This window comes from Pseudomonas sp. DL, from assembly GCF_047199225.1.
In the GTDB taxonomy this organism is placed as follows: Bacteria; Pseudomonadota; Gammaproteobacteria; order Pseudomonadales; family Pseudomonadaceae; genus Pseudomonas; species Pseudomonas aeruginosa.
The window spans coordinates 2871316-2886907 of record NZ_CP178323.1; the positions used below are offsets into that span (position 1 = coordinate 2871316).

The 15592-nt window shown below is 67.4% G+C and carries 1 protein-coding gene; it reads left to right on the top strand.

What is annotated here, in order from left to right; translation table 11 throughout:
- Positions 1-76 precede the first annotated feature (76 nt).
- Positions 77-15526, top strand: a complete 15450-nt coding sequence (locus tag ACI766_RS13550) for a non-ribosomal peptide synthetase (protein ID WP_115282365.1) — start codon at positions 77-79, stop codon at positions 15524-15526.
- Positions 15527-15592: the final 66 nt, after the last annotated feature.

Consider the following 15592-nt stretch of genomic DNA (forward strand, 5'->3'; position numbering starts at 1 on the left):
TTTTCACGATGTGTCGTCCGTTTCACATGAATGACCGAGCCCCGCGCTCGTTGCCCATGTGCACGGAAGAAGACCGATGAACGCAGAAGATTCCCTCAAGCTCGCCCGCCGCTTTATCGAACTACCCGTTGAGAAGCGTCGGGTCTTCCTCGAAACCCTGCGAGGAGAGGGAATCGATTTCTCGCTGTTCCCGATTCCGGCCGGCGTGTCTTCGGCCGAGCGCGACCGCCTGTCCTACGCCCAGCAGCGCATGTGGTTCCTCTGGCACCTGGAGCCACAGAGCGGCGCCTACAACCTGCCCAGCGCGGTGCGCCTGAACGGGCCGCTGGACCGCCAGGCGCTGGAGCGCGCCTTCGCCAGCCTGGTGCAGCGTCACGAAACCCTGCGCACGGTGTTCCCGCGCGGCGCCGACGACAGCCTGACGCAGGCGCCCCTGCAACGCCCGCTGGAGGTTGCCTTCGAGGATTGCAGCGGCCTGTCCGAGGCTGAGCAGGAAGCCCGCCTGCGCGAGGAGGCGCAGCGCGAGTCGTTGCAGCCGTTCGACCTGTGCGAGGGGCCGTTGCTGCGGGTCCGCCTGATCCGCCTGGGCGAGGAGCGGCATGTGCTGCTGTTGACCCTGCATCACATCGTGTCCGACGGCTGGTCGATGAACGTGCTGATCGAAGAATTCAGTCGTTTCTACAGTGCCTATGCGACTGGCGCGGAGCCCGGCCTGCCGGCCTTGCCGATCCAGTACGCCGATTACGCCCTGTGGCAGCGCAGCTGGCTGGAGGCCGGTGAGCAGGAGCGCCAGCTGGAGTACTGGCGCGGCAAGCTCGGCGAGCGGCATCCGGTCCTGGAGTTGCCGACCGACCACCCGCGTCCGGCGGTTCCCAGCTACCGTGGCAGCCGTTACGAGTTCAGCATCGAGCCGGCCCTGGCCGAGGCCCTGCGCGGCACCGCCCGACGCCAGGGGCTGACCCTGTTCATGCTGTTGCTCGGCGGCTTCAATATCCTCCTGCAACGCTATAGCGGGCAGACCGACCTGCGGGTCGGCGTCCCCATCGCCAACCGCAACCGCGCCGAGGTGGAAGGGCTGATCGGCCTGTTCGTCAACACCCAGGTGCTGCGCTCGGTATTCGACGGCCGCACGTCGGTGGCGACCCTGCTGGCCGGGCTCAAGGACACCGTGCTTGGCGCCCAGGCCCATCAGGATCTGCCGTTCGAGCGCCTGGTCGAGGCGTTCAAGGTCGAGCGCAGCCTGAGCCACAGCCCGCTGTTCCAGGTGATGTACAACCACCAGCCGTTGGTGGCCGACATCGAGGCGCTGGACAGCGTGGCCGGCCTGAGCTTCGGCCAGCTCGACTGGAAGAGCCGTACCACCCAGTTCGACCTGAGCCTGGATACCTACGAGAAGGGCGGCCGCCTGTACGCCGCGCTGACCTACGCGACCGACCTGTTCGAGGCGCGGACCGTCGAGCGCATGGCGCGGCATTGGCAGAACCTGCTGCGCGGCATGCTGGAAAACCCGCAGGCCAGCGTCGACTCGCTGCCGATGCTCGATGCCGAGGAGCGCTATCAGTTGCTGGAAGGCTGGAACGCCACTGCGGCCGAGTATCCGCTGCAACGCGGCGTGCACCGGTTGTTCGAGGAGCAGGTCGAGCGCACGCCGACGGCGCCGGCGCTGGCCTTCGGCGAGGAGCGCCTGGACTACGCCGAGCTGAACCGCCGGGCCAACCGCCTGGCGCATGCCCTGATCGAGCGCGGGGTCGGTGCGGACCGCCTGGTGGGCGTGGCCATGGAGCGTTCCATCGAGATGGTCGTGGCCCTGATGGCGATCCTCAAGGCCGGCGGCGCCTACGTGCCGGTGGACCCGGAGTATCCCGAGGAGCGCCAGGCCTACATGCTGGAGGACAGCGGTGTGGAGCTGCTGCTCAGCCAGTCGCACCTGAAGCTGCCGCTGGCGCAAGGTGTGCAACGGATCGACCTGGACCAGGCCGATGCCTGGCTGGAAAACCATGCCGAGAACAATCCAGGGGTCGAGCTGAACGGCGAGAATCTTGCCTATGTCATCTACACCTCCGGCTCCACCGGCAAGCCCAAGGGCGCCGGCAACCGCCACTCGGCGCTGAGCAACCGTTTGTGCTGGATGCAGCAGGCCTATGGCCTGGGCGTCGGTGACACGGTGTTGCAGAAGACCCCGTTCAGCTTCGACGTGTCGGTCTGGGAGTTCTTCTGGCCGCTGATGAGCGGGGCGCGTTTGGTGGTGGCCGCGCCGGGCGACCATCGCGATCCGGCGAAGCTGGTGGAGCTGATCAATCGCGAAGGGGTCGACACGCTGCACTTCGTGCCGTCGATGCTGCAGGCCTTCCTGCAGGACGAAGACGTCGCCTCCTGCACCAGCCTGAAACGCATCGTTTGCAGTGGCGAGGCACTGCCGGCGGACGCCCAGCAGCAGGTGTTCGCCAAGCTGCCGCAGGCCGGCCTCTATAACCTCTATGGCCCGACCGAGGCGGCCATCGACGTCACCCACTGGACCTGCATGGAGGAGGGCAAGGACGCGGTGCCGATCGGCCGGCCGATCGCCAACCTGGCCTGCTGCATCCTCGATGGCAACCTGGAGCCGGTACCGGTGGGCGTGCTCGGCGAGCTGTACCTGGCCGGTCGGGGCCTGGCCCGTGGCTACCACCAGCGTCCGGGGCTGACTGCCGAGCGTTTCGTCGCCAGCCCGTTCGTGGCTGGGGAACGGATGTACCGCACCGGCGACCTGGCGCGCTACCGCGCCGACGGGGTGATCGAGTACGCCGGGCGGATCGACCACCAGGTGAAGCTGCGCGGCCTGCGCATCGAGCTGGGCGAGATCGAGGCGCGCCTGCTGGAGCATCCGTGGGTGCGCGAGGCGGCGGTGCTGGCGGTGGACGGCAGGCAGTTGGTCGGCTACGTGGTGCTGGAGAGCGAGGGCGGCGACTGGCGCGAAGCGCTGGCCGCGCACCTGGCGACAAGCCTGCCGGAGTACATGGTGCCGGCGCAGTGGCTGGCGCTGGAGCGGATGCCGCTGAGTCCGAACGGCAAGCTGGATCGCAAGGCGCTACCGGCGCCTGAAGTAAGCGTGGCGCAGGCAGGCTACAGCGCACCGCGCACCGCAGTGGAGCGAACCCTGGCGGAAATCTGGCAGGACCTGCTGGGCGTCGAGCGGGTCGGCCTGGACGACAACTTCTTCAGCCTCGGCGGCGACTCGATCGTCTCGATCCAGGTAGTCAGCCGTGCGCGCCAGGCCGGATTGCAACTGAGCCCGCGCGACCTGTTCCAGCACCAGAACATCCGCAGCCTGGCCCTGGCGGCCAAGGCGGGTGCGGCGACGGCGGAACAGGGGCCGGCTAGCGGCGAGGTGGCGCTGGCGCCGGTACAGCGCTGGTTCTTCGAGCGGGCGATTCCCAATCGCCAGCACTGGAACCAGTCTCTCTTGTTGCAGGCGCGCCAGCCGCTCGACGGCGACCGGCTGGGGCGTGCCCTGGAACGCCTGCAGGCGCAGCACGATGCCCTGCGCCTGCGTTTCCGCGAAGAGCGCGGCGCCTGGCACCAGGCCTACGCCGAGCAGGCCGGCGAGCCGCTGTGGCGCCGGCAGGCGGGGTCCGAGGAGGCGTTGCTGGCGCTTTGCGAAGAAGCCCAGCGCAGCCTCGACCTCGAACAGGGGCCGCTGCTGCGTGCGCTGCTGGTGGACATGGCCGACGGCAGCCAGCGCCTGCTGCTGGTCATCCACCACCTGGCGGTGGACGGGGTGTCCTGGCGTATCCTGCTGGAAGACCTGCAGCGTCTCTATGCCGACCTCGACGCCGATCTCGGGCCGCGTAGCAGTTCCTACCAGGCCTGGAGCCGGCACCTGCACGAACAGGCCGGCGCGCGCCTGGACGAACTCGACTACTGGCAGGCGCAACTGCACGACGCTCCGCATGCGCTGCCATGCGAAAACCCGCACGGAGCCCTGGAAAACCGCCATGAGCGCAAGCTCGTCCTGACCCTGGACGCCGAGCGTACCCGGCAGTTGCTGCAGGAAGCCCCGGCGGCCTACCGGACCCAGGTCAACGACCTGCTGCTGACCGCCCTGGCCCGTGCGACCTGCCGCTGGAGCGGCGACGCCAGCGTGCTGGTGCAGCTCGAAGGGCACGGCCGCGAGGACCTCGGCGAGGCCATCGACCTGAGCCGCACGGTGGGCTGGTTCACCAGCCTGTTCCCGCTGCGCCTGACCCCGGCCGCGGACCTCGGCGAGTCGCTGAAGGCGATCAAGGAGCAACTACGCTGCGTGCCGGACAAGGGCGTCGGCTACGGCCTGCTGCGCTACCTGGCTGGAGAGGAGGCTGCGGCCCGCCTGGCCGCGCTGCCGCAGCCGCGGATCACCTTCAATTACCTGGGCCGGTTCGACCGTCAGTTCGATGGGGCGGCGCTGCTGGTACCGGCCACGGAAAGCGCCGGCGCCGCCCAGGATCCGTGCGCCCCGCTGGCCAACTGGTTGAGCATCGAAGGCCAGGTCTACGGTGGCGAGCTGAGCCTGCACTGGAGCTTCAGCCGGGAAATGTTCGCCGAGGCGACCGTCCAGCGCCTGGTCGATGACTACGCGCGGGAGCTGCACGCGCTGATCGAGCATTGTCTCGACCCGCGGCATCGGGGTGTGACGCCGTCGGACTTCCCGCTGGCCGGGCTTTCCCAGACGCAGCTCGATGAATTGTCCTTGGATCCTGATTCGGTGCGGGACATCTATCCGTTGTCGCCGATGCAGCAGGGCATGCTGTTTCACAGTCTTCATGGAACGGAAGGCGACTATGTCAACCAGTTGCGCATGGATATCGGCGGATTGGACCCGGATCGCTTCCGCGCAGCCTGGCAGGCCACCCTCGATGCCCATGAGATCCTGCGCAGCGGATTCCTCTGGAAGGACGGCTGGCCTCAGCCGTTGCAGGTGGTATTCGAGCAGGCGACGCTGGAGCTGCGGCTGGCCCCGCCAGGCAGTGATCCGCAACGGCAGGCAGAGGCTGAGCGCGAAGCCGGTTTCGACCCGGCCAGGGCGCCGTTGCAACGCTTGGTGTTGGTGCCGCTGGCGAATGGGCGGATGCACCTCATCTATACCTATCACCACATCCTGATGGATGGCTGGAGCAACGCCCAACTGCTCGCCGAGGTACTGCAGCGCTATGCGGGGCAGGAGGTAGCCGCTCCCGTTGGGCGTTACCGCGACTACATCGGTTGGTTGCAGAGCCGCGATGCGAAGGCGACCGAGTCCTTCTGGCGCGATCGGCTGGCCTCCCTGGAGATTCCGACACGCCTGGCGCGCCAGACGAGGACGGAGCAGCCTGGCCAGGGTGAGCATCTGCGCGAACTGGATCCGCAGACGACCCGCCAACTGGCGTCCTTCGCCCAAGGTCAGAAGGTCACGCTCAACACCTTGGTGCAAGCGGCCTGGGCGCTGCTCCTGCAGCGGCACTGCGGGCAGGAGACGGTAGCCTTCGGCGCCACCGTGGCCGGACGGCCGGCGGAACTGCCAGGCATCGAGGCGCAGATCGGTCTGTTTATCAATACCCTGCCGGTGATCACCGCGCCGCAGCCACAGCAGAGCGTCGCGGACTACCTGCAGGGGATGCAGGCGCTCAACCTGGCGCTGCGCGAACACGAGCATACGCCTCTGTACGACATCCAGCGCTGGGCCGGGCATGGCGGCGAGGCTCTGTTCGATAGCATCCTGGTGTTCGAGAACTTCCCCGTGGCCGAGGCTCTGCGCCAGGCTCCCGCCGATCTGGAGTTCTCCACGCCAAGCAACCACGAGCAGACCAACTACCCCCTGACGCTGGGTGTCACCCTGGGTGAGCGCCTGAGCCTGCAGTACGTCTATGCGCGGCGCGATTTCGACGCAGCGGACATCGCCGAACTGGACCGTCATCTGCTGCATCTGCTGCAGCGGATGGCCGAGACCCCCCAGGCAGCGCTGGGCGAGCTGGCCCTGCTCGACGCCGGGGAACGCCAGGAGGCGCTGCGGGATTGGCAGGCACCGCTCGAGGCGCTGCCGCGGGGCGGCGTCGCGGCGGCCTTCGCGCATCAGGCAGCGTCGGCGCCTGAGGCGATCGCGCTGGTATGTGGCGACGAGCATCTCAGCTATGCCGAACTGGATATGCGCGCCGAGCGTCTGGCGCGTGGCCTGCGGGCGCGCGGCGTGGCCGCGGAAGCGCTGGTGGCGATCGCTGCCGAGCGCTCCTTCGACCTGGTCGTCGGCCTGCTGGGTATCCTCAAGGCCGGTGCCGGCTACCTGCCGCTGGATCCGAACTACCCCGCGGAGCGCCTGGCGTACATGTTGCGCGACAGCGGCGCGCGCTGGCTGATCTGCCAGGAAACCCTGGCGGAGCGGCTGCCCTGCCCGGCAGAGGTCGAGCGGCTGCCGCTGGAGACCGCCGCCTGGCCGGCGAGTGCAGATACGCGGCCGCTGCCGGAGGTAGCTGGCGAGACGCTGGCCTACGTGATCTATACGTCCGGCTCGACCGGCCAGCCAAAAGGAGTGGCGGTCAGCCAGGCGGCGCTCGTCGCGCACTGCCAGGCGGCAGCACGCACCTACGGCGTCGGCCCTGGCGACTGCCAATTGCAGTTCGCCTCGATCAGTTTCGATGCCGCTGCCGAACAACTCTTCGTACCCCTGCTGGCAGGAGCCCGGGTCCTGCTCGGCGACGCCGGACAGTGGAGCGCGCAACATCTGGCGGATGAGGTGGAGCGGCACGCGGTGACTATCCTCGATCTACCGCCGGCTTATCTTCAGCAACAGGCGGAGGAGTTGCGCCACGCCGGCCGCCGGATCGCGGTACGCGCCTGTATCCTCGGCGGCGAAGCCTGGGACGCTAGCCTGCTGACCCAGCAGGCGGTGCAGGCTGAAGCCTGGTTCAACGCCTACGGTCCCACCGAGGCGGTGATCACTCCGCTGGCCTGGCACTGTCGGACGCAAGAGGGCGGTGCTCCCGCTATCGGCCGCGCGCTCGGTGCGCGCCGGGCCTGCATACTGGACGCAGCCCTGCAGCCATGTGCGCCGGGGATGATCGGCGAGCTGTACATCGGCGGCCAGTGCCTGGCTCGTGGCTACCTGGGCCGCCCCGGCCAGACCGCCGAGCGTTTCGTGGCCGATCCGTTCTCAGGTTCGGGCGAGCGCCTGTATCGCACCGGGGACCTGGCGCGTTATCGCGTCGACGGTCAGGTCGAATATCTCGGCCGGGCCGATCAGCAGATCAAGATCCGTGGTTTCCGCATCGAGATCGGCGAAATCGAGAGCCAACTGCTTGCACACCCGTATGTGGCGGAAGCAGCGGTCGTGGCGCAGGATGGCGTCGGTGGTCCGCTGCTGGCGGCCTACCTGGTGGGGCGTGACGCTATGCGGGGTGAGGACCTTCTGGCGGAGCTGCGCACCTGGCTGGCCGGACGCTTGCCTGCGTACATGCAACCGACGGCTTGGCAGGTGCTGTCCAGCTTGCCGCTGAACGCCAACGGCAAGCTGGATCGCAAGGCGCTGCCGAAGGTGGACGCGGCTGCCCGCCGCCAGGCCGGAGAGCCTCCGCGGGAGGGGCTCGAACGTTCGGTCGCAGCGATCTGGGAGGCGCTGCTCGGTGTCGAGGGCATCGCCCGCGACGAGCACTTCTTCGAACTCGGCGGTCACTCCCTCAGCGCCACCCGGGTGGTCTCGCGCCTGCGCCAGGATCTGGAACTGGACGTACCCTTGCGCATCCTGTTCGAGCGGCCGGTCCTGGCAGACTTCGCCGCTTCCCTGGAGTCCCAGGCGGCGAGCGCTGCCCCTGTGCTGCAAGTATTGCCGCGAGTCGCCGAGCTGCCTTTGTCGCATGCTCAGCAACGCATGTGGTTCCTCTGGAAACTGGAGCCTGAAAGCGCGGCCTATCATCTCCCCAGCGTACTGCACGTGCGTGGCGTCCTGGACCGGGCAGCGTTACAGCAGGCCTTCGATTGGCTGGTGCTGCGCCACGAGACCTTGCGCACCCGCTTCGAGGAGGTCGACGGTCAGGCGCGCCAGACGATCCTGGCGAACATGCCGTTGCGCATTGTCCTGGAGGATTGCGCCGGGGCGAGCGAAGCAACGTTGCGCCAGCGGGTGGCCGAGGAAATCCGCCAGCCATTCGACCTGGCTCGTGGGCCGCTGCTGCGCGTGCGTCTGCTGGCGCTGGCTGGGCAGGAGCATGTGTTGGTCATCACCCAGCACCATATCGTGTCCGACGGTTGGTCGATGCAGGTGATGGTCGACGAACTGCTCCAGGCCTATGCCGCGGCGCGGCGCGGCGAACAACCGACGCTGGCGCCATTGACGCTGCAGTACGCCGACTATGCTGCCTGGCATCGCGCCTGGCTGGACAGCGGCGAGGGCGCGCGGCAACTGGATTACTGGCGTGAGCGCCTGGGCGCCGAGCAGCCGGTCCTGGAACTGCCCGCCGACCGGGTGCGCCCGGCCCAGGCCAGCGGACGCGGGCAGCGTCTGGACATGGCGCTGCCGGTGCCATTATCGGAGGAGCTGCTGGCCTGCGCCCGGCGGGAGGGTGTCACCCCGTTCATGCTTCTGTTGGCCTCGTTCCAGGTGCTGTTGAAGCGCTATAGCGGGCAGTCGGACATTCGCGTCGGGGTACCTATCGCCAACCGAAACCGCGCCGAGGTCGAGCGCCTGATCGGCTTCTTCGTCAATACCCAGGTGCTGCGTTGCCAGGTCGATGCTGGCCTGGCTTTCCGCGATCTACTGGGCCGCGTGCGCGAGGCGGCGCTGGGCGCGCAGGCGCACCAGGATCTGCCGTTCGAGCAATTGGTCGATGCCTTGCAGCCCGAACGCAATCTCAGCCACAGCCCGTTGTTCCAGGTGATGTATAACCACCAGAGCGGCGAGCGGCAGGATGCCCAAGTCGATGGTTTGCACATCGAGAGTTTTGCCTGGGACGGTGCTGCCGCACAGTTCGATCTTGCCCTCGATACCTGGGAAACCCCGGACGGCCTTGGGGCGGCGCTGACCTACGCGACCGACCTGTTCGAGGCGCGGACCGTCGAGCGCATGGCGCGGCATTGGCAGAACCTGCTGCGCGGCATGCTGGAGAACCCGCAGGCCAGCGTCGACTCGCTGCCGATGCTCGATGCCGAGGAGCGCTACCAGTTGCTGGAAGGCTGGAACGCCACTGCGGCCGAGTACCCGCTGCAACGCGGCGTGCACCGGTTGTTCGAGGAGCAGGTCGAGCGCACGCCGACGGCGCCGGCGCTGGCCTTCGGCGAGGAACGCCTGGACTACGCCGAGCTGAACCGCCGGGCCAACCGCCTGGCGCATGCCCTGATCGAGCGCGGGGTCGGCGCGGACCGCCTGGTGGGCGTGGCCATGGAGCGTTCCATCGAGATGGTCGTGGCCCTGATGGCGATCCTCAAGGCCGGCGGCGCCTACGTGCCGGTGGACCCGGAGTATCCCGAGGAACGCCAGGCCTACATGCTGGAGGACAGCGGCGTGCAGCTGCTGCTCAGCCAGTCGCACCTGAAGCTGTCGCTGGCGCAAGGCGTGCAGCGGATCGACCTGGATCGCGGTGCGCCCTGGTTCGAGGATTACAGTGAGGCGAACCCGGATATTCATCTCGATGGCGAGAACCTCGCCTATGTCATCTACACCTCCGGTTCCACCGGTAAGCCCAAGGGCGCCGGCAACCGCCATTCGGCGCTGAGCAACCGCTTGTGCTGGATGCAGCAGGCCTATGGGCTGGGCGTCGGCGACACGGTGTTGCAGAAGACCCCGTTCAGCTTCGACGTGTCGGTCTGGGAGTTCTTCTGGCCGCTGATGAGCGGGGCGCGTTTGGTGGTGGCCGCGCCGGGCGACCATCGCGATCCGGCGAAGCTGGTGGAGCTGATCAATCGCGAAGGGGTCGACACGCTGCACTTCGTGCCGTCGATGCTGCAGGCCTTCCTGCAGGACGAAGACGTCGTCTCCTGCACCAGCCTGAAACGCATCGTTTGCAGCGGCGAGGCGCTGCCGGCGGACGCGCAGCAGCAGGTGTTCGCCAAGCTGCCGCAGGCCGGCCTCTATAACCTCTATGGCCCGACCGAGGCGGCCATCGACGTCACCCACTGGACCTGCGTGGAGGAGGGCAAGGACGCGGTGCCGATCGGCCGGCCGATCGCCAACCTGGCCTGCTACATCCTCGATGGCAACCTGGAGCCGGTGCCGGTGGGCGTGCTCGGCGAGCTGTACCTGGCCGGGCAGGGCCTGGCCCGTGGCTACCACCAGCGTCCGGGGCTGACTGCCGAGCGTTTCGTCGCCAGCCCGTTCGTGGCTGGGGAGCGGATGTACCGCACCGGCGATTTGGCGCGCTACCGCGCCGACGGGGTGATCGAGTACGCCGGGCGGATCGACCACCAGGTGAAGCTGCGCGGCTTGCGCATCGAGCTGGGCGAGATCGAGGCGCGCCTGCTGGAGCATCCGTGGGTGCGCGAGGCGGCGGTGCTGGCGGTGGACGGCAGGCAGTTGGTCGGCTACGTGGTGCTGGAGAGCGAGGGCGGCGACTGGCGCGAAGCGCTGGCCGCGCACCTGGCGACAAGCCTGCCGGAGTACATGGTGCCGGCGCAGTGGCTGGCGCTGGAGCGGATGCCGCTGAGTCCGAACGGCAAGCTGGATCGCAAGGCGCTGCCGCGACCGCAAGCTGCTGCGGGGCAGACGCATGTTGCGCCGCAGAATGAAATGGAGCGACGTATCGCGGCCGTCTGGGCGGACGTGCTGAAGCTGGAGGAGGTGGGCGCCACCGACAACTTCTTTGCCCTGGGTGGCGATTCCATCGTTTCGATCCAGGTGGTGAGTCGATGCCGTGCGGCGGGCATCCAGTTCACTCCGAAGGACCTGTTCCAACAACAGACCGTACAGGGGCTGGCGCGAGTCGCCCGCGTAGGGGCTGCGGTGCAAATGGAGCAGGGGCCTGTGAGCGGCGAGACGGTGTTGTTGCCGTTCCAGCGGTTGTTCTTCGAACAGCCGATTCCCAATCGCCAGCACTGGAACCAGTCATTGCTGTTGAAGCCGCGCGAGGCCCTGAATGCGAAGGCACTCGAAGCGGCCTTGCAGGCCCTGGTTGAACATCACGATGCATTGCGTCTGCGCTTCCATGAAACGGACGGAACCTGGCATGCCGAACATGCCGAAGCAACGCTGGGCGGTGCGCTGCTCTGGCGTGCCGAGGCGGTGGACCGACAAGCGCTGGAGTCGCTCTGCGAGGAGTCGCAGCGCAGCCTGGACCTGGCCGACGGCCCACTGTTGCGGAGCCTGTTGGTGGATATGGCCGACGGCGGCCAGCGTCTGTTGTTGGTGATCCACCATCTGGTGGTGGACGGGGTGTCCTGGCGCATTCTGCTGGAGGATTTGCAAAGGGCTTACCAGCAGAGCCTCCGTGGAGAAGCTCCGCGGCTGCCTGGCAAGACCAGCCCGTTCAAGGCCTGGGCCGGCCGAGTGAGCGAGCATGCCCGTGGTGAGTCGATGAAGGCGCAGTTGCAGTTTTGGCGCGAGCTGCTGGAAGGTGCGCCGGCCGAGCTTCCGTGCGAGCATCCGCAAGGCGCTCTGGAGCAGCGTTTCGCTACCTCCGTGCAGAGTCGCTTCGACCGCAGCTTGACCGAACGCTTGCTGAAGCAGGCGCCGGCAGCCTACCGGACCCAGGTCAACGATCTTCTGCTGACCGCCCTGGCGCGAGTGGTCTGCCGTTGGAGCGGCGCCTCTTCAAGCCTGGTACAGCTGGAAGGGCATGGGCGCGAGGAGCTGTTCGCCGATATCGACCTGAGTCGTACCGTGGGTTGGTTCACCAGTTTGTTCCCGGTGCGCCTGAGCCCGGTCGCGGATCTTGGCGAGTCCCTGAAGGCGATCAAGGAACAGTTGCGTGCGATTCCCGACAAGGGCCTGGGTTATGGCTTGCTGCGCTATCTGGCTGGAGAGGAAAGTGCCCGGGTCCTGGCGGGGTTGCCGCAGGCGCGGATCACTTTCAATTACCTGGGCCAGTTCGACGCTCAGTTCGACGAGATGGCTCTGCTGGACCCGGCTGGCGAAAGCGCGGGGGCAGAGATGGACCCCGGCGCTCCGCTGGACAACTGGCTGAGTCTCAATGGCCGGGTGTTCGACGGTGAACTGAGTATCGACTGGAGCTTCAGCTCGCAGATGTTCGGCGAGGACCAGGTGCGTCGCCTGGCCGATGACTATGTGGCTGAGCTGACGGCGCTGGTCGACTTCTGCTGCGATTCGCCACGGCATGGCGCGACGCCTTCCGATTTCCCGCTGGCGGGGTTGGAGCAGGCGCGTCTGGATGCCCTGCCGGTCGCGCTGGAAGAGGTCGAGGACATCTATCCGCTGTCACCCATGCAGCAGGGCATGCTGTTCCATTCGCTGTACGAGCAGGCATCGAGCGACTACATCAATCAGATGCGTGTGGATGTGTCCGGCCTCGATATCCCGCGCTTCCGCGCAGCCTGGCAGTCCGCCCTGGACCGGCACGCGATCCTGCGCAGTGGTTTCGCCTGGCAGGGGGAGCTGCAGCAGCCCTTGCAGATCGTCTATCGACAGCGCCAGTTGCCCTTCGCCGAAGAGGACCTGAGCCAGGCGGCGAATCGGGACGCCGCGCTGCTCGCGCTGGCTGCGGCCGAGCGCGAACGCGGTTTCGAATTGCAGCGTGCGCCACTGTTGCGGCTGCTGTTGGTGAAGACTGCCGAAGGTGAGCACCACCTGATCTACACCCATCATCACATCCTGCTGGACGGATGGAGCAATGCCCAGTTGCTCAGCGAGGTGCTGGAGTCCTATGCCGGACGCTCGCCGGAGCAGCCCCGGGATGGCCGCTATAGCGACTACATCGCCTGGCTGCAGCGGCAGGACGCGGCAGCTACCGAGGCATTCTGGCGCGAGCAGATGGCGGCTCTGGACGAGCCGACGCGATTGGTCGAGGCACTGGCTCAGCCGGGACTGACATCGGCCAACGGCGTCGGAGAGCACCTGCGTGAGCTGGACGCAACGGCTACCGCGCGGCTCCGGGATTTCGCCCGGCGCCACCAGGTCACTCTCAATACCCTGGTCCAGGCGGGCTGGGCGCTGCTCCTGCAACGCTATACCGGACAACACACCGTGGTCTTCGGCGCCACCGTCTCCGGGCGCCCTGCCGATCTGCCGGGTGTCGAGAACCAGGTCGGGTTGTTCATCAATACCTTGCCGGTGGTGGTAACGCTGGCTCCACAGATGACCCTCGACGAACTGCTGCAGGGGCTGCAACGGCAGAACCTGGCGTTGCGCGAACAGGAGCACACGCCTCTGTTCGAGCTGCAGCGCTGGGCGGGGTTCGGCGGCGAGGCGGTTTTCGACAACCTGTTGGTGTTCGAAAACTACCCGGTGGACGAGGTGCTCGAACGGTCCTCCGCTGGAGGCGTGCGTTTCGGTGCCGTAGCGATGCACGAGCAGACCAACTATCCGCTGGCCCTGGCGCTGGGTGGCGGGGATAGCTTGTCACTGCAATTCAGCTACGATCGCGGACTGTTCCCGGCCGCTACGATCGAGCGCCTGGGTCGCCACCTGACGACTCTGCTGGAGGCATTCGCCGAACATCCGCAGCGACGTCTGGTCGATCTGCAGATGCTCGAGAAGGCGGAGCTTAGCGCTATCGGCGCTATCTGGAACCGCAGCGATTCGGGCTATCCGGCAACGCCGCTGGTACACCAGCGAGTGGCCGAGCGGGCGCGTATGGCGCCGGATGCGGTGGCGGTGATCTTCGACGAGGAAAAGCTCACCTACGCCGAGCTGGATAGCCGGGCCAACCGCCTGGCCCATGCGTTGATCGCCCGAGGCGTTGGCCCCGAGGTGCGGGTGGCGATCGCCATGCAGCGCAGTGCGGAGATCATGGTGGCGTTCCTGGCGGTACTGAAGGCCGGCGGCGCCTACGTGCCGCTGGATATCGAATACCCGCGCGAGCGCCTGCTGTACATGATGCAGGACAGTCGCGCGCACCTGCTGCTGACCCATAGCCACCTGCTGGAGCGTCTGCCGATCCCCGAGGGGTTGTCCTGTCTGTCCGTGGATCGCGAGGAGGAGTGGGCCGGCTTCCCCGCCCATGATCCAGAGGTGGCGCTGCACGGCGACAACCTGGCCTATGTGATCTACACCTCCGGCTCCACCGGCATGCCCAAGGGCGTGGCGGTGTCCCATGGTCCGTTGATCGCCCATATCGTGGCTACCGGCGAGCGCTACGAGATGACCCCGGAGGACTGCGAGCTGCACTTCATGTCGTTCGCCTTCGACGGTTCCCACGAAGGCTGGATGCACCCGTTGATCAACGGCGCGCGGGTGCTGATCCGCGACGACAGCCTGTGGCTGCCGGAACGGACCTACGCCGAGATGCATCGCCACGGGGTAACGGTGGGGGTGTTCCCGCCGGTGTACCTGCAGCAACTGGCCGAGCATGCCGAGCGCGACGGCAATCCGCCGCCGGTACGGGTCTATTGCTTCGGCGGCGACGCGGTGGCGCAGGCCAGCTATGACCTGGCGTGGCGGGCGCTGAAGCCGAAGTACCTGTTCAACGGCTACGGCCCGACCGAGACGGTGGTGACGCCGCTGCTGTGGAAAGCGCGGGCGGGCGATGCCTGCGGCGCGGCCTACATGCCGATCGGTACGCTGCTGGGCAACCGTAGCGGCTACATCCTCGACGGGCAGTTGAACCTGCTGCCGGTAGGCGTGGCGGGCGAACTGTACCTGGGCGGGGAAGGGGTGGCGCGTGGCTACCTGGAGCGTCCGGCGCTGACCGCCGAGCGTTTCGTGCCGGATCCCTTTGGCGCGCCGGGCAGCCGGCTGTACCGCAGCGGCGACCTGACCCGTGGGCGTGCGGATGGGGTGGTGGACTACCTCGGACGGGTGGACCACCAGGTGAAGATCCGAGGCTTCCGCATCGAACTGGGAGAGATCGAGGCGCGCCTGCGCGAGCATCCGGCGGTGCGCGAGGCGGTGGTGGTGGCCCAGCCGGGTGCGGTGGGCCAGCAGTTGGTGGGCTACGTGGTGGCGCAGGCGCCGGCGGTCGCGGATTCGCCGGAAGCGCAGGCGGAGTGCCGGGCGCAGTTGAAGACGGCGCTGCGCGAGCGCCTGCCGGAATACATGGTGCCGTCGCACCTGTTGTTCCTGGCGCGGATGCCGCTGACGCCGAACGGCAAGCTGGACCGCAAGGGCCTGCCACAGCCGGATGCGAGCCTGTTGCAGCAGGTCTACGTGGCGCCGCGAAGCGATCTGGAGCAACAGGTCGCGGGGATCTGGGCGGAGGTCCTGCAATTGCAACAGGTCGGGCTCGACGACAACTTCTTCGAGCTTGGCGGCCACTCGTTGCTGGCGATCCAGGTGACTGCCCGGATGCAGAGCGAGGTCGGCGTGGAGCTGCCGCTGGCGGCGCTGTTCCAGACCGAGTCGCTGCAAGCCTATGCCGAGCTTGCCGCGGCGCAGACTTCCAGCAATGACACCGATTTCGATGACCTTCGTGAATTCATGAGCGAACTAGAGGCGATCTGACCCATGCTTTCCAATCCAAACCTGGACCTCGTGTCCCGCTTCGTTCGCCTGCCTCTGGCGCAGCAG

Bases quoted from the DNA above. Each gene is read 5' to 3' on its own strand.
- ACI766_RS13550 (WP_115282365.1), top strand. From the start codon at position 77: ATGAACGCAGAAGATTCCCTCAAGCTCGCCCGCCGCTTTATCGAACTA.